The following is a 19,318-nucleotide window of genomic DNA, read 5'->3' as shown; positions in this document are numbered from 1 at the left end:
TCAGTCTCCCGTTCTCAGGCTGCCGACGCGGGGGTCGAGCCAGCCATACAGCAAATCGATTACCAGGTTGGTGAGGACCATGGAGCAGGCGATCAGCATGACGATGATCTGCACCACGGCCAGGTCCCGGTTGGCCACCGAGCTGACCAGCAGCCGGCCCAGGCCCGGCCAGGCAAAGAGGCTTTCGGTCACCACACCGCCGGCGACCAGGGTGCCGACAAAGAAGCCCACCACGGTGATCAGTGGTATGGCGGCATTGGGCAGTGCATGCCGGCATACCGCCTGAGGCCAGCGCAGGCCCTTGGCCCTGGCGGTTCGCATGTAGGGCTGGTGCAGCACCTCGAGCATCGCCGAGCGGGTAAAGCGGGCGAAGATGGCGGCTTCCGCCACGGTCATTGTCAGCACCGGCATCACAAAGTGCTGCCAGCTGCCGCTGCCGCTGGTGGGCAGCAGCTGCCAGGTGACCGAAAACAGCAGGATCAGGAAGATACCGAGCACGAAGTTCGGCAGGCTGAAACCGGCGACCGACACCAGCATGGTCAGGCGGTCAATCCAGCTGTTGCGGTGCAGCGCCGCGTAGATCCCTGCCGGCACCCCAATCAGCAGCGTGCACAGCCCGGTAACGCCCATCAGCTGCAGCGTTTTGGGCAGGCGCTCGAGTACCGCAGTCATGGCATCGCGCTCTTCGAAATAGGAGTAGCCGAAATCGCCCTGCAGGCAGTTGCCGAGAAAATGCAGATACTGCTGCCAGATCGGCAAATCCAGCCCCCACTGCTGGCGAAACGCATCCAGCGCCCGGGGATCGGCTTCCAGCCCCAGCACATAGACCGCAGGGTCGCCGGACAGTCGCAGCACGAAAAAGACCGTGCTCACGATCAGCAGCACCGTGAGCAGTGCCCGCGCCAGTTTTTGCAGTGCATAGAGCATGTTCATCAGGCCACCTCCTCGACCGGAATCCGGGCTTCAAAGCAGGCCACCGCGTGGTGCCCGCCATCCACGCGCAGCTCCGGCATGTGCTGGCGACAGCGCTCGGTGGCCAGGCGGCAGCGGGGGTGAAAGCGGCAGCCAGCGGGCGGGTCGGCCGGGCTTGGGGGCTCGCCGGTGAGGCTGATGTGATCGCGCCGGGCGCTGGGGTCCGCCTTGGGGATGGCTGAAATCAGTGCCTGGGTATAGGGGTGGCGGGGCGCGGAAAAGAGTTGCCGGGCCGGCCCCATCTCGACGATCTGGCCGAGGTACATCACCGCCACGCGGTCACACAGGTGGCGCACCACCGAGAGGTCGTGGCTGATAAAGAGCAGTGTCAGCCCCATGTCGCGGCGCAACTGCTGCAGCAGGTTGACGACCTGTGCCTGGATAGACACATCGAGCGCCGAGATAGGCTCGTCGCAGATCAGCAGTTCGGGTTTGAGTATCAGGGCCCGGGCCAGCACCACGCGCTGGCGCTGACCGCCGCTGAGTTCGTGCGGGTACTTGTGCAGCTGGCCGGACTGCAGGCCGACACTCTGTAGCAGTTCCTCGGCGATACGGCGGCGCCGGGTGCCATCGTGCAGCTGGTGAATGGTCAGGGGTTCGATCACCTGATCCAGTACCTGCATGCGCGGATCCAGTGCGCCCAGGGGATCCTGGAAGACGTACTGCAACTTCTGGCGCAGCGGCTTCCATTGCGCATCGGACAGGCCGATCAGCTCCTGGCCGCGGTACTGCACCGAGCCCTCGCTGGCCCTGGCCATGTTGAGTACCAGCTTGGCGGTGGTGGATTTGCCGCAACCGCTCTCGCCGACCACGCCGAAGGCTTCGCCGGGCTGAATATCGAAACTGACGCCATTGACCGCATGAATGAGCGGCCGAGGCCCGAACAGACGACCGGGCTTGTTGCTCTTGAAGGTACAGTGCAGGTTGCGCACCCTGAGCAGTGGCGCTGAGGGGGCATCGGGCGTGACTATCCTGTTCATCATGACGGTGCTCGGCTCTGTTGCAGGGGCAGGGGGAAGAAGCAGCTAAATCGATGTGGGTCCGGGCTGTGCTGCGCGGCCGGTGACTCGCGGTAGCAGCGCTCGGACGCCTGCGGACAGCGCGGCGCAAAGGCACAACCTTCGCCGAAGGCGTCGGGTTGCGGCACGACGCCCGGGATCGGGGTCAGGGCAACGTCGCTGCTGTCGATGCTGGGGAGCGATGCCAGCAGGCCGCGGGTATAGGGGTGGCGCGCATTGTTAAATACCGCCCTGACCGGGCCGCTTTCGACGACACGCCCGCAGTACATCACCAGCACCCGGTCGCAGCTTTGTGCCACAACGCCCAGGTCGTGCGTCACCAGGATAATGGACATGCCACGCTGGTCGCGCAGCCTGCGCAGCAGGTCGATGATCTGGGCCTGGACCGTGACATCCAGTGCCGTGGTCGGCTCGTCGGCGATCAGCAGGCTGGGGTCGCCCGCCAGCATCATGGCGATCACCAGGCGCTGGTTCAGGCCGCCCGATAGCTGGTGCGGGTAGGCCTTGAGGCGCTGTTCGGGCGCCGGTACGCCGACATCGCTGAGCAGTTGGATGGCGCGCTGTTTCAGTTCGCTGCGGCCAAGTCGCCGGGTGCTGTGCAGCTGGATGGCTTCGTAGAGCTGTTTGCCAAGGGTCTGCACCGGGTTCAGCGCACTCATCGGATCCTGGAAAATCATCGCCAGCGCCTTGCCGCGCAGGGCGCTCATGGCGGTGTCGTCCTGGCTGTGCAGCCGTTCGCCGTTCCAGCGGATTTCTCCATCAAGGCGGGCGTTGCCATCCAGCAGGCCCATTGCGGCCATGCAGGTGACGCTCTTGCCACTGCCGCTCTCGCCCACCAGGCCGATAATCTCGCCCCGACCGACGTTCAGGTCGATGCCGCGCACCACCTGGGTGGCGGTGTCGTCCGTCACGAAAGAGACATGCAGGTCTCGGGTTTCCAGCAAGGGTTGCATAACAACTCCTGATACGGTTGAAGGGGCGGGTATGGCCCGCCCGGTTTATTCAGGATGGATTGCCCGGCGTCAGCCCCTGATCCGCAGCATGCGGGCGCCCAGGTCCATGAACGGGTTATCGGTCGGGGTCCATTGCAGCTGTGCGCGCACGCCGTACAGCATCGGCAGGGTGTGCAGGTAGGTGCCGGGCGGATCCTGGCGCTCGTAGATCTCCAGCAGTTCGCGCATCGCCTGGACGCGCTGGCGCTTGTCGGTGCTCTTGAGCTGTTCGCCCCACTCGTTAAAGGCGTCGCTGCTGTAGGTTTGGTTGCGCTGGAACCAGCCTTCGGGGCCGTACAGACGGTAAATCTGGCCCAGGGGATCGGGGTACTCGGCGCTATTGGACCAGTTGAAAATACCGCGACCCTCGGGGGCGTCCTCGATCTGGCCCCAGTTCTCTTTCAGCTCCAGCTTGACGTTGAGGCCAACCTGGCGCCACATGTCGACCAGGATCTGGGCGGTGTTGACCTCGCCGGTGTAGTAGTCCTGCAAATAACGGTAGGAGATCTCCTCACCGTTATAACCGGCTTCCTTCAACAGCTGGCGGGCCCTGTCGGGGTCGTAGGGGGTGCCCTGGTGGTCGGCGACATAGAGGTCTCCAAACACCTCCATCTGCAGGCCGTTGGGCACGCTGGCGTGGCCCTGGTAGAGGGCATCGACGATCAGTTGCCGGTCGATGGCATGGCTGAGCGCCTGGCGCACTTTCGGGTCCTGCAGTTGTGGATGCTGCTCGTCGAATGCAATAACGCGAATAATGCGTACCGGGCCGCCGGCGATGCGGGTATCGGGATCATCCTGCAGCAGGGTGAACTGATCCGGGGTCAGCTCGGTGACAATATCGTACTCGCCGGTCTTGAGGCCGGCGATGCGCGCTGCGATCTCCGGCACCTCCTTGAAGGTCACGCTTTTCGCAGGGGCCTGCTCGCCCCAGTACTGATCGAAGGCCTCCAGTCTGATGTAGTCACCATACTTGACCTCCGCCAGCCGGTAGGGGCCCGTGCCCACCGGTTGCTTGAGCCAGTTCTCCCAGCTGCCGGCGGCCTCGTACGCGTCCTTGCAGACCATCTCGCTCATCCAGTTGGCGAAACGCAGTTCCAGCAACGGGTCTTCCTGCTGGAAGTGGATCCGTACGGTATGGGCGTTTACCACCTCGACCTGCTCCAGGCCGCCCAGGTAAGGCTGCCCGATGGCCCAGCCCGGCGCCTGCTCACCGAGGAAGCGCTCGCGTCCCAGGCTGAAGGCGACATCCTCGGCATCGAAGGTTTCGCCGTTATGGCACTGCACATTCTGTCGCAGGCCGAATTCCAGGGTTTTGTTGTCGATCAGTCGCCAGCTTTCGGCCAGGCCCGGTTTGAGCGCGCCCTTGTGCTGGCTGTCGGTGTAAATCAGGGTTTCCAGGACGTTTTTCATCACTCGGGCGTTGACGTTGCTGTTCTCGGCCATGGGGTCGAGGCGGGCCGGGTTTTTGGCGACGGCCACGGAGATATCCGGGCGGCCATCAGCCAGGGTCGTGCCGGCGGCAGCGCCCATCAGAAGGCCGGCCAGCAGGGTCGTGAGCCTGCGAGGGGTTGGATTCATCTTTCAATTCTCCAGTTGTTATTGTGGTAGCAGGTCGCCAATCCGGTTATGAACGCGGGGTGCATCACCGGATTGGTTTAAACCATATCACCACATTTTGGTTTAAACCAGAAAGTTTTATGGTTTAAACCACGTTTCGGTTATTATGGTTTAAACCAAAAATGTTGCATTTGTATGAATGGCGGGGAGATCAGGGTATGGAAACAGAATCGACGATGACCCAAACATCGGCCGCTATCGCCCTGCAGGCCTTGCAGCGGGCGTTGCAGGCACAGCGCTGGCAGGCCGGCGAGAAACTGCCGCCGGAGCGGGAGCTGTGCGCCACCCTGGGTGTTAAACGGATGTCGCTGCGCCAGGCCTTGCTGGCACTGGAGCATGAAGGGGCGGTCTTTCGGCTTGACCGCCGGGGCTGGTTTGCCGCGCAACCGCGTTATGTCTATGACCCCCTGAGCCACGTCAGTTACGAGCGTGCCGCGCGCGACCAGGGCGATGCCAGCTGGCAGGATCTGGAGCAGGAACGCATTGCGGCGGATGCCGAACAGGCTGCGGATTTCGGTATCGCTGTCGGGGACCCGCTGTTTCGGGTGTTCGGCTGGGGGGCGCTCAACGGGCACCGGCTCTTTGTTCATGATGTGCTGCTCAACTGTGTCGCGGCGCCGGAGTATCCGTCCAGGCTGGACGGCAGATCCTTTACCGAGGTCTGGGAGCAGGCGTTCGGTATCCGGCCGAAACTGGCGCACCTGATGGTGCGGCCGGTCCGGCTGGAGGGCGTGGCACAACAGTTGCTGGGCTGTAGCCGCGGTGCGCCGGGACTCTATATCAAGCGGGTCAAGACCGACGAGCAGGGCCGCATTCTGCAGATCGACCGCGAATTCTGGCGCTTTGAGGGCCTGGAACTGCAATTCTCACCGGAGGCTATCCAATGACATACAGTCAGAACCTTACCCTGCCGGCGCTGACGGCCGAGCAGGCACGACGGCTGATCGAGCGCAGCGGCCGTATCCCGCTCTTTGCCCATGCCTATGCCTTTCACCTGAACTTTCGCTGCAACCGGATTGGGGTGGAGGAGCTGCTGCACTTTGCTGGCGATCACCGCCTCCAGGGCATCAAGATCCACCTGGATGACGGTGAAAGCCTGAGCCTGCGCCACTGTGACGATGGGCGCCTGGCGGCGTTGCAGTTACTGGCGCAGCGGCAGGGGCTGGAGGTTCATCTGGAAGTCAGTTCCACCGATAGCGCCGAACTGCGCGAGGCGGTGCGTATCGCCAGGCTGCTGGCGGCGACCTCGATTCGCTGTTATCCCCGCTATGCCGGCCGGGTGTCAGAGATCATGGCCTGGACGGTGCGGGACCTGGGCCTGCTCAGTACGCTGGACCCGCACGGGCAGTTTCGCTTTACGCTGGAACAGCACGAAGACCTCAAGGGCGATGAGCTGGTACGGATTGTCGAGGCGGTCGGCAACCCCAATCTGAAGCTGCTGTTTGACTTCGCCAATATGCTCAATGCCTGGGAACAGCCGCTGGACGCGCTGCGGCGGATGGCACCCCATATCAGCGACGTGCATATCAAGGATGCGCGGGTGGTCAGCGAAAGGGGGGGCTGGGGCCACCGGGCCTGCCGCAGCGGGGACGGCGAGCTGCCGATGGCGCGGCTGCTGCTGGAGCTGCTGCTGCTGGGGGACGACGAGCCCCAGGTGCTCGCCTACGGCCTGGAGGAGGAGGTGGACTACTACGCGCCGCCGCTGCGTTTTGCCGCTGAAGCGCCGGACCCCTGGATACCGTACCGGGCGTTCAGTGAAACCGAGCTCGCGCCGGCCGCCGATCTGGAAGGGTTGCTGGCACGGGAGCTGCAGGATGCGCGGGATCAGCTGGACCATGTCCGGGGGTTGCTGAGGCAGCTTCGAGCGCACGCCGAGCACTGGCTGTGAACGGCAAAGTGGTCAGAACAGGTCGATGGGCCCAAACTGTTACTGAAGCCTTGGTCATCCGGTTTTACATAGGCTTTTGTGAAAGTATACATTGATACCGCGATATTGTTCAACCTATACCCCTTTTCCATACTGCAGGCAGGAGGGGTTTGCGGCCTCTCTCCGATAATTATAAAAAGCCAGGAGAAAAAGATGGCAACACAGACTAGCGATCGACCTGTACCGACCCCCGGGCAAGCGGAGCGCGCCGAGGATCTCGAGCGGCGAATACGCGTTTACGAAGAGCTGGAAGCCAGCGGTAACTGGCCGGGTGCCCTCGGTGCCACGGACTACACGGCGATAGCCCTGCTCACGCTCGGGCTTGTGATCACGTTCTTTGTGTGGGGGTACTGAGCATGTCATCGAAGCAAAATGCAGAGCTTAAACTGGCCGCCGAGCGCGGCGACACCCCGCTGCTGCCCAGCGAGCGGATGTGGGGTTTCTGGGAATTCACCTACGCCAACTCCGCCCTGGCCATTGCCACCTGGGCGTTCCTGATCGGCGGCGCCACCGCACTCTTCGTGGGTGTTCAGGCCGGCATCGCCGCCATCATCATCGGCAACATCCTGGGTGTGCTGATCATGGCGCTGTCGACCTGTGTCGCCAGCGGCAAGTACGGTACCGAGCAATTTACCTTCCTGCGAAGCATGTTCGGCGCCAACGGCAGCCGGCTGGTCTACCTGCTGGCGGTGGTCTTTCTGACCATGGGCTGGCTGGCGGTACTGGGACTGATGTTCGGGCGCTCCATCGACAGCCTGACCGGGCTGGTGACCGAGCGGGTGGCAGAACCCCAGGGGCTGCTGGTCTACCTGGCCGCCTTTTTCGCCATCGGCCTGACCGCCTTTATCGTCGCCAGGGGGCCCACCTCGATCAAGGTGTTCAACACCATTCTCGCGCCGACGCTGGTTATCATCATGGGTGTGATGCTGTACCTGATCTTCAGTAACAGCAGTTTTGCCGAGCTCATGGCCTTGCCGGCGCTGGACGCTCCCTTTGAGGACCCCAAGCTCAATTTCATTATCGCGGTGGAAGTGAACATGGCGGCGGGTTTCTCCTGGTGGCCCTATATCGGCAACCTGGCACGCCTGAGCAAGAACCAACGCACGGCCCTGTGGCCGAACATGATCGGTGTCTTCGGTGCGGCGGTTCTCGGCGAGGTGGTTGGCCTGCTGGCGGCGGCCAGGTTCGGTGACAGTGACCCCACCGTGTGGATGACGCAGATCGGCGGCTTCGCCTTTGGCATAGTGGCACTCGGGTTTGTGGCCTTCGCCAATGTCACCAGCATGGCCAATATTCTTTATACCTCGATCGTCGGGCTGAGGCAGGTGGTCGGCTCACGCCTGCGCGCGCTGAAATGGGAACTGCTGGTGGTGCTGTTCTGCGTGGTACCGGTGATCATCATCTTCACGCTGCCCGGTATCTATGATGGCTTCTTTATCTTCCTGGTCTGGACCTCGGCCTTGAACAGCGCACTGGCCGGTATCGGCATTGCCGACTTCTTTATCCTGCGCCGCCAGCGGGTCAGCCTGCGCCACATCTTTGCACCGGCGCAGCAGTCGGCCTTTCGCTACTGGCGTGGCTTCAACCCGGCGGCGGTGGTGGCGCTGGTGGCAGGCTTCGCGGTCTATGTGCTGATCTTCAATCCGCAGACCCTGGACAACTCGGCAATCTTTGCCCTGGTGACGGCATCCCTGCCGTCCTGCGCGCTGGCGGCGGTGGTCCATATCCTGCTCACGCGGCTGCTGGTTGCCCGGTTCGGCTGGGGTGATTACCCCGGCGCGGCCGAAACCCGCGTGCCCGCCGACCTGCAGTCGGCGGTGAGAGCCGAATGATGGGCAATGAGCCGTAAGCAGTAAGCAGTAAGCAGAATAAAAGGGTGGCAGCGTCTTGTGGCGTTGCCACCCTTTTTGCGTCTGGCCTCAGTCATCGGCGCCGGGGTCTGTTTCCATCTGCTGGCGAATGCACTGGGCGAAGGCCTGGGCGGCGCGGTTGCGCTCGCTCTTGCGGTAGGCCAGGTAAAACTGCTCGTGGTAGGACAGCTGGTCCTCCAGCAGCGGGCGCATTTGCTTGGCCTCGACCCAGCGGGCGGCGTAGTGGGAGGGCAGGTAGCCGAGGTAGCCGCCGGACAGAATCATCAGGGCGATGCTCTCCATATGGGAGGCGGTGGCCTGGTGCCTGAACTCGATTTCCTGCGGCGGTTGCCAGTCGCGCATGTAGGAGCGGCCGGCATAGGCGTGCTGGCTGATCATCTCGGTGTTCAGTTCACGGGATGGCAGCTCGAACAGCGGATGACCGAGGCCGCAATAGAGTGTCTGCTGCTCGCGAAAGGTCGGAATGAAACGCACGGAACTGTGCAGCCGAGACATGGGGGAGAGGATGGCGTGGTAGTGTTCCTCCATCAGGCCCTGCAGCAGCTCCTGGGGGGACGACAGGTTGATATGCAGTTTCACCTCGGGCGCGAGCGCGGCAAAGTCGCCAATGCCCCGGTGCAGGTTGAGCGCCTGGTTGCTGGCAATGGCGTCGACGATACCGAAATGCACCTCGCCGATCAGCTGGCCCCGGGTACTGCCCACCATGCCGCGAAAGTTCTCCACCGCGCGGAACAGGCTGAGGGAAGCATCGAATACGATCTGTCCCTCTTCGGTCAGGTGAAAACCCTTGCGGCCGCGTTCGCACAGGCGCATGCCCAGGCGATCCTCCAGCTGGCCGATCTGGATGCTGATGGTGGACTGCGACACTCCCAGCTCATCCTGCGCAGCGGCAAAACCCTTGTTGTGTACCACGGCGTGAAACACCCGCAACAGGCGCAGGTCGAAGTCGGCCAGGTTCGGCAGGCTGTGGTGGTGGGCGCTCATATACCTAACCTCTTATCAAAGTATCAATCGTTACTGAATTATTGCTCAATGTAACCTCTGAATCCACTGCGGGTGATGGCCCGGGGTCAAGGCGCTGTAACCGGGGTCTGCCCTGATGCCGGCTATGCTGTAACTGACAGCCGCAGCGCCGCGTTAGCCGCGACAGGGCGCTGCGGACTGCGTCAGTTGCCACCAAACGCGAGGGTCCCATGCGTTGCGCCGGATGCGGGTTCGATAATCCCCGGGGAGCGAAGTTCTGCAATCAGTGCGGGGCTGCTCTGGCGCCCAGCTGTCCGCGTTGCGGCCATGCCCTGAGAGTCGCCGCCAAGTTCTGCGATGACTGTGGTGCGCCGCTGGCGCAGACCGTCACCACGGCGGTCGCGCCCGCGCCCGCGGTTATCGCCCCCATTCACTATACGCCCCGGCACCTGGCCGAACGCATTATCGCCGAGCAGGCGGCGCTGCGGGCGCGGGGCGGGGCCGGCGGTGAACGCAAGATTGTCACCGCGCTCTTCGCCGACATGGCAGGCTCCACGGCGCTGATTCAGGGCCTTGACCCGGAGCAGGTGCGCAACCTGATCGATCCGATCCTGGGGCTGATGATGGAGGCGGTGCACCACTACGAGGGCTATGTCGCCAAGTCGCTGGGCGATGGCATCCTGGCGCTGTTCGGCGCCCCCATCGCCCACGAGGATCACCCACAGCGGGCGCTCTATGCGGCGTTGCGCATGCAGGAATCCATGCAGCGCTATGCTGACCGGGTGCGTCTGGAGCAGGAGATACCGCTGCAGATCCGGGTCGGCATCCATACCGGCGAAGTAGTGCTGCGCTCGATCCACACCGAGGATCTGCGGGCCGACTATGAGCCGGTGGGGCAGTCGATTCACCTGGCGTCGCGCATGGAGGGGCTGGCGACACCGGGCTCCATTGTTGTCAGCGAGGCGACCCGCCGCCTGGCCGAAGGCTATTTCGAGTTCAAGGCCCTGGGGGCTATCCCGGTCAAGGGCATTGCGCAACCGCTTGATGTGTACGAAGTCCTGGGCAGCGGTCCCCTGCGCACCCGGCTGCAGGTCGCCGCCCGTCGCGGCCTGGCACCCTTTGTCGGTCGCCAGAGCGAGCTTGGGCAGCTTGGCACGGCGTTGTCGCGGGTGCGGCATACGCGTGGCCAGGTGGTTGGGGTGGTGGGGGAGCCGGGTGTGGGCAAATCACGCCTGTTCTACGAATTCCGGCCCCGCGCGCAGCAGGACTGCCGGGTGCTGGAAACCTTTTCGGTCTCCCACGGCAAGGCCTTTGCCTATCTGCCGCTGGTCGAGTTGCTGAAAACCTACTTGCAGATCAGCCCCCAGGATGACGACCGGTGCCGGCGTGAAAAGATTACCGGCAAGGTGCTGACACTGGATCGGCGGCTGGAAGACAGCCTGCCCTATCTGTTCTACCTGCTGGGGCTGGCCGAGGCCAGCGCCTCCCTGGCGCAGATGGATTCGCAGCTGCGGCGCCAGCGCACCTTCGAGGCGATCCGCCGGCTGCTGCTGCGCGAGAGCGTCAACCAACCGCTGCTGGTGATCTTCGAGGATCTGCAGTGGCTGGATAACGAAACGGCGGCCTTCCTCGACTATCTTGTCGATGGTATCACCCATGCCCGGCTGTTGTTGCTGGTCAACTACAGGCCCGAGTACCGGCACGACTGGGGTCAGCGGCCAAACTACACCCAGCTGCGGCTCGAGCCCCTGGGCCGGGCCGAGGCCGAGGTGCTGCTCGGCTCCCTGCTGGGGAACGACCCAACGCTGGCCGCGATAAAACCGCTGATCATGGCGCAGACCGACGGTAACCCGTTCTTCCTTGAAGAGGTGGTACAGACGCTGGTTGAAGAGGCGGTCTTGCTCGGCGAGCCTGGTCATTACCGTCTGCAGAGGGCGCCCGAGGCGCTGCAGATCCCGACGACGGTGCAGGGTGTGCTGAGCGCCCGTATCGACCGTCTGCAGGCGGACGAGAAAGCCTTGCTGCAAACCCTGGCGGTGATCGGCAAGGAGTTTCCCTGGAGCCTGGTGCTGCAGGTGGTCGAGCTGGCGGAACAGCCACTGCGCCAGCGCCTGTCCCGTCTGCAGGCGGGCGAATTCCTCTACGAGAGGCCGGCCTTTCCTGAGGTGGAATACAGCTTCAAGCACGGCCTGACCCAGGAAGTGGCCTATGGCTCGGTGCTGAAGGACAGGCGCACTGCGCTGCACGAGCGTACGGCCCGGGCGCTGGAGGCGCTGTTTCCCGAGCAGCGGGAGGAACGCTGCAACGAGCTGGCCCACCACTACAGCTGCAGCGGTAATGTCCCCAAGGCGGTGGAATACCTGCAGCGGGCCGGCGAACAGGCACTGCACCGCTGTGCCAACGGCGAGGCGGTCGAGCACCTGGGCGCGGCACTGGAGCGCCTGGAACAACTGCCCGATACCCCCGAGCGCCAGCGCCAGGAACTGGGGCTGCAGCTGGCGCTGGGACCTGTCTGGATGGCGATCAGGGGCTACGCGGCGGCGGAGGTGGAGGCGACCTACCGCCGGGCGCTGGAACTCAGCCAGCACAGCGATGACGTGCCGGCGCACTTCACGGCGCTGTTCGGGCTGGATGCCTACTACCTGGTGGGCGGCGAGCTGCAGGCGGCGCTGGATATGGCCGAGCAGCTGCTGCAACTGGCCGAGCGCGAGCAGGATACGGACTTCCTGCTGGAGGCCTATGGCTCGGTCGGCGTGGTGTTGCTGCCACTGGGGGAATTGGCGCCGGCGCGGGACAGGCTCGAGCAGGGCGCCGCCCTCTATGATCCCGAGCAGCACCGCGCCCACGCCTTCCTGTACGGGCTGGACCCCGGCGTGCTCTGCCTGTGCTACCTGGCCTTTACGCTGCAGCTGATGGGGGCGTCGGCCCAGGCGCGGGCGCAGAACGATGCTGCCCTGGCCCTGGCACAACAGCTGGGGCACCCTGTCAGCCTGGCGTTTGCGCTGGACTTTGCCGCCGAGCTGCACCAGCTCTGCGGGGAGGGCGAGCAGGTGCTGGCCCGCGCCGAGGCCGCCATCGAGCTGTCGTGTGAACAGGGGTTCTCGTTCTGGCTGGCCCATGGCCGGGTGCTGCAAGGCTGGGCCCTGGCCGCGCAGGGCGACAGTGACGCCGGTATCGAGCAGATCCGGCAGGGCCTGGTGGCTTACCGGGCCACCGGCGCCGAAATGTTCATGACCCATTTGCAGGGGCTGCTGGCGGATGCCCTCGTTCGGGCCGGCAAGACCGCCGAGGCGCTGTCGGTTCTGGATGAAGCCCTGGCGCTGGTGGAAACAACCCGGGAGCGCTTCTACGAGGCGGAGCTTTATCGGCTCAGGGGCGAGTGCCTGGCGGATGCGCCGGTTTCTCCGGCCGCCGGGAAGGGGGCGTCCGCAACGCCCGAAAGCTGCTTTCTGCAGGCGATCAAGCTGGCCCGCGGGCAGGGCGCCCGCCTGCTGGAATGGCGCGCAATGCTGTCACTGGCACAATTACGGATACAGCAAAGCCGGGCGAAGGAAGCGCGGGAGCTGCTGGATATGATTTGCAAGGCCAGCCCTGAAGCCGACGGAAGCCTTGTCACGACTGCCAAAACCCTGTTGGAAAAACTGGACGGGGCGGGGTGAGTCTTGTTATTGGTTTGGACGGATCAGGAGATGTCGCGTTTCGCTTCGTTCACTTAACCTGAGGCTGCAGGGGTCTTTAACCTGTAATGTGTCAGGGCGAGCTCCGGACCCCGTTAGAAGCCGACGAGCACTGGAATGTTTTTTCGATCAGGCCCGGCAGGGGCGCCGGCATGGATGCCGCGCCGTCGCTGTGACACAGGGAAGTGTCATCAGCGGTGCCCGGAAAAACATTTCAGCGCGCAGTGGAAAGGCTTCTCCGGGCGCGCTTTCTTTTGCTTACTTTTCTTTCGCGCGAGCAAAGAAAAGTGAGTCGCCAAGAGGCGAAAAAGAGGTTTATCGAAGACCGAAATCGATCCGGAAACCTGATCCGTATAATTGATAATTTACTAGATTATTACCGGAGATTCATGTGATAAACATGGTTTTGACTATTTATTAGAGTGTTACGCTTCGCTAACTCAACCTACGGGCTGATGGTGGACTGTGATACCCCCAGCTCATCCTGCGCAGCGGCAAAGCCCTTGTTGTGTACCACGGCGTGAAACACACGCAAGTCGAAGTCCGTGAGGTACGGCAGGCTGTGGTGGTGGGTGCTCATATACGTAACCTATTATCAAAGTATTATTCGATAGAGGATTATTGCTAAATGCAAATTGCTCTTCCAGAATAGATTGGATCCTTTTGCTGGGATCGCTGGCGGATGCCCTCGTTCGGACCGGCTAGGCTAGGCAAGGCAAGGCAAGGCAAGGCAAGGCAAGGCAAGGCATGGCGGGCGCCGCTGTCCCTGGCGCAGCTTAGATTGCAGCAGCGCGCGGAGGATGCTGGAACAATACTGGCCGCCATCTGCAAAGCAACCACCGACGACAACGACATCGCAGACACCTCTCAGCTAGGGCGCTGCTTGGCTGCTTGGCCTGTATGGTCTGCTATACTTTCTCGCCACGCTGTCATGCTCAATTCCCACTGGCACGATGACCGGAGATGGGGCATTATCACGGGACTCTGGATCTATGGCTGTAAAAATTACACGCAGCCTCACACACAATCGCACAGGCTCGTTTTCAATGGAGGAGAATGACTGTGGTATCTCGAAATTCTATTTTATTCAGTCGCTTAGCCACACTAAGCTGTGCTGCGCGCAAACGCACATGCGCAGCATTAAAATGCTACTCTTCAAGAAAACTTCGACGTTTACAGGGAGGCAAAACATGAAAGCAATTTCTGTAATGCTACTTGCAAGTATATTCATGACTGGATGTATGTCTGCTGCACAGCATAAACAAGACGTTAATAATGACGCAGGCGATCGTCTAACGGTTGGAAAAGTTCAGCGTGAAATACGAGAAGGCATGAGCAGTGCTCAAGTTGCTGAAACTCTCGGTTCGCCTAATATCGTATCGACAGACCAAGATGGTAATGAAGTATGGATGTATGACAAAATCTCAACTACTAAAGTTTACTCCACTAGTAGCGGTGGAGTCTCTGCACTTGTTTTAGGATTCGGTAGTTCTATAGGTGGCGGTGTGGCGCCGGGATATAGTCAAGGCTCAGGTGCCACTTCCACGTCTCAAAGAACATTAACCATTATTATTAAGTTTAATGAGAATAATAGGGTCAAAAAATTCTCATACAGATCATCTAGTTTCTAATGTCTACAGTCAAAGGATAAAGTATGTTAAATAATAAATGGAAGTTAAGTTTTTTAATGATACTTATTGTTGGCTTAATGTCGGGTTGTACGCAGCAGAATTACAAGCCATCAAAAACCAGCTTGGAATTGCAGTCAATTCAAAAGCGTGAGTTTGATACCACTTATAAAGTTGCATTTGCCTCAGCTTTATCAGTATTTCAAGATAAAGGGTATGTTGTTGATACGGCGGATTCTTCTACTGGATTTATTACTGCTGAAAGTAATAAAAGCAGTGGTTTTGTGCCATTCGTTGGTCAAACGATAGAATATACAAAATCTACTGCGTTTATTGAAGTTATGCCGTCTAGCCTTGTAGCAATTAGACTTAATTTTGTAAAACATCAAGAAACTTCTAGTGGTTATGGTATGAAGGGGGGAAATTCTGTCCCAATAGAGGCGCCAGAGTTCTACCAAGGTGTTTTTGAAGATATCCAAAAAGCGATATTTGTAAGAACAAGTCAATAATTTGCTAACAAATTGCTCAAACGGGCATTCCGGGACTGTATACCTAACTTCCGTTCACCAATGTCCGCTTTGGGCACAAACTAGCCCTCCGAAAAACCAAAAAAGGCCGATGAGGTAACTCATCGGCCCTTGCTTATGGCTTATGGCTTACGGCTTTCAGCTTTCACTTACCCCTTACAATCCACGAATCACGAATCACGAATCACGCTTTTCACCTTTCACCTTTCACCTTTCACCTTTCACCTTGCCCCTTGCGCCTCAAACCCGCCGCACCGGTGCATGGGGCCGCTGCTGGCTTTCCCATCCCTCCACCAGGCCGACCTCGACGTCCGCCGGTGCCAGGGTCGGGCGGCCGCGGACCAGGTCCGAGGCGCGTTCGGCCAGCATGATGGTGGGGGCGTTGAGGTTGCCGTTGGTCTCGGTGGGGAAGACCGAGGAGTCGATCACCCGCAGGCCTTCCAGACCGTGGACGCGCAGCTGGGAATCCACCACCGCCAGCGGGTCTTCGCCCATCTTGCAGGTGCCGCAGGGATGGTAGGTGCTCTCCAGGTTGTCGCGCACGAAGGCGTCGATCTCGTCGTCGGTCTGGACATCGGGACCGGGTGCGATCTCGCCGTCGTTGTAGGCGTCCATGGCTGGCTGGCCGATGATTTCCCGGGTCAGGCGTACGCACTTGCGAAAGCCCTCGCGGTCTTCCTCGCGCTCGAGGTAATTGAACAGGATCGCCGGGTGCACTTCGGGATCGGGTGAAATGGCGCGTACATGGCCACGGCTTTTGGGCTTGTTGGGCCCGGTGAGCACCATGAAGCCGTGGCCCTTGATCGGGGCGTTGCCATCATAGCGCATGGCTGCCGGCAGGAAGTGGAACTGCACATCCGGCCATTTCAGCCCGGCTTCGGAGCGGATGAAACCGCAGGATTCAAAATGGTTGCTGGCGCCCAGGCCATCCTTGCGCAGCAGCCAGCGGGCACCGATCAGCGCCTTGCTCAGCAGCCCCATCTTGCTGTTCAGCGTGATCGGCTGTTTGCATTTGTACTGGATATAGATCTCGGCGTGGTCCTGCAGGTTTTCGCCGACGCCGGGCAGGTCATGCAGCACCTCGATACCGGCTTCGCGCAGTACCGCCCTGGGGCCGATTCCAGAGAGCTGCAGCAGGTGGGGCGAGCCGATCGGGCCGGCCGACAGCAGGACTTCGCGGTTGCAGTGCACGCGCTGCAGGCGCCCGCCGCGGGAGTATTCAACGCCCACGGCCTTGCTGCCGTCCAGCAGAATACGGCGGGTCATGGCGTGGGTGACGACGGTGAGGTTGGGTCTGTCCATGGCGGGGCGCAGGTAGGCGTTGGCGGTGGACCAGCGCACGCCCTTCTTGACGGTCATGTGCATGGGGCCGAAACCTTCCTGCATCTGGCCGTTGCAGTCCCGGGTCTTGATATAGCCGGCTTCTTCGCCGGCATCAACGAAGGCGCCGTAAAGCGGGTTGGCCATGTTGTTGCCGTTGTTGGTGTGCAGCGGACCGCTGTCACCGCGGTAGTCATCACCGCCACGCTGGTGGGTCTCGGCCTTGCGGAAGTAGGGCAGGCAGTTCTGGTAGCCCCAGCCCTGGGCACCGAGGCTCTCCCATTCATCGAAGTCACAGGCATGGCCGCGAATGTACACCAGGCCGTTGATGGACGAGGAGCCGCCCAGCACCTTGCCGCGGGGGCAGTGCACGCGGCGGCCGTTCAGGTACGGCTCGGGCACGGTCTCGTAGCGCCAGTTGTACTTCCTGGTATTCATGGGCATCGAAAAGGCGGTCGGCATCTGGATGATAACGCTTTTATCGCTGCCACCGGATTCAAGCAGCAGCACCGAGGTGGCGGGATCTTCCGACAGCCGGTTGGCCAGTACGCAACCGGCTGAGCCGGCGCCGATGATGATGTAGTCATACCGATCAGTCATTCTGGATACCCCTTTATTATGCTTGTTCGATGGGCCATCGCTGCTGGAGTCGCGTTGGGGCCCGTTCTGAGTTCCTATTCTTGATTAGGGGGTTTAATTGATAAATATCGTTGTATCAATCGACAAGTTTATCTTTATAAATGTTTTCGCGCCTGGCGTTTAGCGCCTTGCCTAGGTTGTCATTGGATGCTAATTGCATAAGGTTTTGTCAATCTGTGTATTGATAGATCGATATTTTTAAATGTTTATGTCTTTTCGATACTGGGTTGCACAGGAGGCAGGCGGCACAGGGTGCAGCCTGCCCGGCGAATAACAAGCAGACCGAAAGAGGCGACGATGGACACTACCGTAAAGGCGTATCTCGACAACTACCAGGTTTCCCAGGCAACGCGAGACTTCCTCGCCAAACCCCAGCGCATGTTTATCGGCGGCGACTGGGTTGGCGCCAGTGACGGCGCGGTTAGTGAGGTCATCGAGCCCTCCACCGGCGCTGTGCTGACACGGATACCCGAAGGCACGGCCGTGGATCTGGATCGTGCTGTGGCGGCGGCCCGCCATCAGTTCGATCAGGGCGAATGGAGCCAGCTCAAACCGCTGGAGCGCGAGCGTTTGCTGCACAGGCTGGCCGACCTGCTGGAAGCCAACGCCCAGGAACTGGCCGAGATCGAATCCATCGACATGGGCAAATCGGTGGTGCAGGCGCTGGAGGTGGATATCCAGGGCACCATCGATACCTTCCGCTACTTCGCCGGCTGGGCCTCGAAGATTTATGGTCGCAGCGTTGAGCCGGCGTCCCTGCCGGGCAGCTATGTGGCCTATACCCGCAAGGAACCGGTGGGTGTGGTGGCCTCGATCATTCCGTGGAACTTCCCGCTGCAGACCATGGCCTGGAAGCTGGGCGCGGCCCTGGCGGTGGGCTGCACGGTGGTGGTCAAGCCGGCGGAACTCACCTCTCTCAGCACGCTGCGCTTCGCCGAGCTGGTGCAGCAGGCGGGTATTCCGGATGGCGTGGTGAACATCGTGACTGGTCGCGGTTCGGTGGTCGGTGCGGCCATGTCCAGCCACCCCGGCATCGACAAGATCACCTTCACCGGTTCCACCCCCGTGGGGCAGACGGTGGGGCAGGCGGCGCTGGCCGACATGAAACGCATGACGCTGGAGCTCGGGGGCAAGTCGGCGGTCGTGGTGTTCGAGGATGCCGACATCGAAGCGGCGGCCGCAGCGGTGGCCCAGGGCATTTTCTTCAATTCAGGCCAGGTGTGCGATGCCGGCTCCAGGCTCTATGTGCACGAATCGATCTACCCGTCTTTCCTCGCGGCCCTGACGGATTACGTCAGCGGCCTGAAGATGGCACCGGGGCTCGATCCCGACTGCTTTATCAGCCCGCTGGTATCGGCCAAACAGCAGGACAGCGTGCTCAGCTATATCGAGGCCGGCAAACAGGAAGGCGCGCGGCTGGTGTTCGGCGGTGAAGCCCTGGAAGGTCCGGGCTTTTTCGTGCCGCCGACCCTCTTTGCGGACTGCCGCAATGACATGAAGATCGTGAAGGAGGAAATCTTCGGCCCGGTACTGGTGAGCCAGCCCTTCAGCACGGAAGACGAGGTGGTGGCCCTGGCCAATGACTCCATCTACGGCCTGGCGGCGGCCATCTACTCCAATGACCTGACCCGTGTGCACCGGGTGATCCCGCAGCTCAAGGCGGGTTCGGTCTACGTCAACGGTCACAGCACCATCGATCCGGCCATGCCTTTTGGTGGCTACAAGCAGTCGGGTTTTGGCCGCGATCTCGGGCCTGAGCAACTCGACAGCCTGCTGGAAACCAAATCCGTGTGGATCACGTTGAACTAAGAGACACGGCTTGACCTGAACGTAGGATGGGTTAGCGACGCATCATGCATATTTATCTGAGCCATCTAATGGTCCAGGCGTCGCGTAACCCATCATGCCAATGGTCGCGGTCAATGATGGGTTACGGTGCGCCCGGGATCCGCACGGGCGCTGGGATCCGTGCAATGCGCGCCTAACCCATCCTACGGTCCACAGCTTTGTAGGATGGGTTAGCGACGCACTTGAAACAGCCCCAATGCCAGCCGGTTGTTTGGGCGTCGCGTAACCCATCATTCCCTCGGATTGCCGTACCCATGATGGGTTAGGGCCCGCCCGGATCTCGAAGGATGACAGGGAATGTGCGATGCGCGCCTGACC

At 61.3% G+C, this 19,318-nt stretch carries 15 protein-coding genes; 8 read left to right on the top strand and 7 right to left on the bottom strand.

What is annotated here, in order from left to right; genetic code table 11:
* The 4 genes from KDW95_RS05820 to KDW95_RS05805 form a co-directional block, all read right to left on the bottom strand.
* Positions 1-933, bottom strand: coding sequence for an ABC transporter permease (locus tag KDW95_RS05820; protein ID WP_255855342.1), 933 nt, complete (start codon positions 931-933; stop codon positions 1-3).
* The gene (locus KDW95_RS05815) at positions 933-1,955 is read right to left on the bottom strand and encodes an ABC transporter ATP-binding protein (RefSeq protein ID WP_255855341.1); all 1,023 of its coding nucleotides are present in this window, start codon (positions 1,953-1,955) and stop codon (positions 933-935) included. Before KDW95_RS05815 ends, KDW95_RS05820 begins: the two co-directional genes overlap by 1 nt.
* Entirely contained in the window at positions 1,952-2,944 is a 993-nt protein-coding gene (locus KDW95_RS05810) for an ABC transporter ATP-binding protein (RefSeq protein ID WP_255855340.1), read from the bottom strand. Before KDW95_RS05810 ends, KDW95_RS05815 begins: the two co-directional genes overlap by 4 nt.
* 69 nt (positions 2,945-3,013) lie before the next feature.
* Positions 3,014-4,561, bottom strand: coding sequence for an ABC transporter substrate-binding protein (locus KDW95_RS05805; protein ID WP_255855339.1), 1,548 nt, complete (start codon positions 4,559-4,561; stop codon positions 3,014-3,016).
* Between the two features lie 197 nt (positions 4,562-4,758).
* Here KDW95_RS05805 and KDW95_RS05800 point away from each other — a divergent pair, with 197 nt between their 5' ends.
* The 4 genes from KDW95_RS05800 to KDW95_RS05785 all read left to right on the top strand — a co-directional run bounded on the left by KDW95_RS05800 (position 4,759) and on the right by KDW95_RS05785 (position 8,359).
* A complete protein-coding gene (locus tag KDW95_RS05800; RefSeq protein WP_255855338.1) occupies positions 4,759-5,487 on the top strand; it encodes a GntR family transcriptional regulator in 729 nt (242 codons plus the stop codon).
* A complete protein-coding gene (locus KDW95_RS05795) occupies positions 5,484-6,488 on the top strand; it encodes a sugar phosphate isomerase/epimerase family protein (RefSeq protein ID WP_255855337.1) in 1,005 nt (334 codons plus the stop codon). The genes KDW95_RS05800 and KDW95_RS05795 overlap by 4 nt, the downstream gene beginning before the upstream one ends.
* A gap of 192 nt (positions 6,489-6,680) precedes the next feature.
* Positions 6,681-6,881 (top strand): hypothetical protein, encoded by a 201-nt coding sequence (locus KDW95_RS05790; RefSeq protein WP_255855336.1) that lies wholly within the window; start codon positions 6,681-6,683, stop codon positions 6,879-6,881.
* A gap of 2 nt (positions 6,882-6,883) precedes the next feature.
* The gene (locus tag KDW95_RS05785; RefSeq protein WP_255855335.1) at positions 6,884-8,359 is read left to right on the top strand and encodes a purine-cytosine permease family protein; all 1,476 of its coding nucleotides are present in this window, start codon (positions 6,884-6,886) and stop codon (positions 8,357-8,359) included.
* A gap of 87 nt (positions 8,360-8,446) precedes the next feature.
* On the opposite strand, the gene KDW95_RS05780 is transcribed toward KDW95_RS05785, so the two are convergent.
* Positions 8,447-9,382, bottom strand: coding sequence for a LysR family transcriptional regulator (locus KDW95_RS05780; RefSeq protein WP_255855334.1), 936 nt, complete (start codon positions 9,380-9,382; stop codon positions 8,447-8,449).
* Positions 9,383-9,591: 209 nt separating this feature from the next.
* Here KDW95_RS05780 and KDW95_RS05775 point away from each other — a divergent pair, with 209 nt between their 5' ends.
* Positions 9,592-13,020: an adenylate/guanylate cyclase domain-containing protein gene (locus KDW95_RS05775; protein WP_255855333.1), complete on the top strand. Its 3,429-nt coding sequence runs from the start codon at positions 9,592-9,594 to the stop codon at positions 13,018-13,020.
* A 463-nt stretch (positions 13,021-13,483) separates the two neighbouring features.
* Here KDW95_RS05775 and KDW95_RS05770 read toward each other — a convergent pair whose 3' ends face one another.
* The gene (locus KDW95_RS05770; protein ID WP_255855332.1) at positions 13,484-13,618 is read right to left on the bottom strand and encodes a helix-turn-helix domain-containing protein; all 135 of its coding nucleotides are present in this window, start codon (positions 13,616-13,618) and stop codon (positions 13,484-13,486) included.
* A 610-nt stretch (positions 13,619-14,228) separates the two neighbouring features.
* Between KDW95_RS05770 and KDW95_RS05765 the strand changes: the two genes are divergently transcribed.
* Both KDW95_RS05765 and KDW95_RS05760 read left to right on the top strand, forming a co-directional pair.
* Positions 14,229-14,669, top strand: a complete 441-nt coding sequence (locus KDW95_RS05765; RefSeq protein WP_255855331.1) for a hypothetical protein — start codon at positions 14,229-14,231, stop codon at positions 14,667-14,669.
* Positions 14,670-14,692: 23 nt separating this feature from the next.
* Positions 14,693-15,175 carry a hypothetical protein gene (locus KDW95_RS05760; protein ID WP_255855330.1) on the top strand — a complete coding sequence of 161 codons (483 nt, stop codon included), beginning with the start codon at positions 14,693-14,695 and terminating at the stop codon, positions 15,173-15,175.
* A 258-nt stretch (positions 15,176-15,433) separates the two neighbouring features.
* Here KDW95_RS05760 and betA read toward each other — a convergent pair whose 3' ends face one another.
* Positions 15,434-17,113, bottom strand: a complete 1,680-nt coding sequence (gene betA / locus KDW95_RS05755; protein ID WP_255855329.1) for a choline dehydrogenase — start codon at positions 17,111-17,113, stop codon at positions 15,434-15,436.
* A gap of 336 nt (positions 17,114-17,449) precedes the next feature.
* Here betA and KDW95_RS05750 point away from each other — a divergent pair, with 336 nt between their 5' ends.
* Entirely contained in the window at positions 17,450-18,961 is a 1,512-nt protein-coding gene (locus KDW95_RS05750; RefSeq protein ID WP_255855328.1) for an aldehyde dehydrogenase family protein, read from the top strand.
* Positions 18,962-19,318 lie beyond the last annotated feature (357 nt).

The organism is Marinobacterium rhizophilum (genome assembly GCF_024397915.1).
In the GTDB taxonomy this organism is placed as follows: Bacteria; Pseudomonadota; Gammaproteobacteria; order Pseudomonadales; family Balneatricaceae; genus Marinobacterium_A; species Marinobacterium_A rhizophilum_A.
The sequence above is the reverse complement of the archived record's forward strand: the minus strand, read 5'-3'. Positions and strand labels throughout refer to the sequence as shown.

Excerpts from the sequence above, each read along its gene's own strand:
- KDW95_RS05820 (WP_255855342.1), bottom strand. The coding sequence starts at position 933 with ATGAACATGCTCTATGCACTGCAAAAACTGGCGCGGGCACTGCTCACG.
- KDW95_RS05815 (WP_255855341.1), bottom strand. The coding sequence starts at position 1,955 with ATGATGAACAGGATAGTCACGCCCGATGCCCCCTCAGCGCCACTGCTC.
- KDW95_RS05810 (WP_255855340.1), bottom strand. The coding sequence starts at position 2,944 with ATGCAACCCTTGCTGGAAACCCGAGACCTGCATGTCTCTTTCGTGACG.
- KDW95_RS05805 (WP_255855339.1), bottom strand. The coding sequence starts at position 4,561 with ATGAATCCAACCCCTCGCAGGCTCACGACCCTGCTGGCCGGCCTTCTG.
- KDW95_RS05800 (WP_255855338.1), top strand. The coding sequence starts at position 4,759 with ATGGAAACAGAATCGACGATGACCCAAACATCGGCCGCTATCGCCCTG.
- KDW95_RS05795 (WP_255855337.1), top strand. The coding sequence starts at position 5,484 with ATGACATACAGTCAGAACCTTACCCTGCCGGCGCTGACGGCCGAGCAG.
- KDW95_RS05790 (WP_255855336.1), top strand. The coding sequence starts at position 6,681 with ATGGCAACACAGACTAGCGATCGACCTGTACCGACCCCCGGGCAAGCG.
- KDW95_RS05785 (WP_255855335.1), top strand. The coding sequence starts at position 6,884 with ATGTCATCGAAGCAAAATGCAGAGCTTAAACTGGCCGCCGAGCGCGGC.
- KDW95_RS05780 (WP_255855334.1), bottom strand. The coding sequence starts at position 9,382 with ATGAGCGCCCACCACCACAGCCTGCCGAACCTGGCCGACTTCGACCTG.
- KDW95_RS05775 (WP_255855333.1), top strand. The coding sequence starts at position 9,592 with ATGCGTTGCGCCGGATGCGGGTTCGATAATCCCCGGGGAGCGAAGTTC.
- KDW95_RS05770 (WP_255855332.1), bottom strand. The coding sequence starts at position 13,618 with ATGAGCACCCACCACCACAGCCTGCCGTACCTCACGGACTTCGACTTG.
- KDW95_RS05765 (WP_255855331.1), top strand. The coding sequence starts at position 14,229 with ATGAAAGCAATTTCTGTAATGCTACTTGCAAGTATATTCATGACTGGA.
- KDW95_RS05760 (WP_255855330.1), top strand. The coding sequence starts at position 14,693 with ATGTTAAATAATAAATGGAAGTTAAGTTTTTTAATGATACTTATTGTT.
- betA (WP_255855329.1), bottom strand. The coding sequence starts at position 17,113 with ATGACTGATCGGTATGACTACATCATCATCGGCGCCGGCTCAGCCGGT.
- KDW95_RS05750 (WP_255855328.1), top strand. The coding sequence starts at position 17,450 with ATGGACACTACCGTAAAGGCGTATCTCGACAACTACCAGGTTTCCCAG.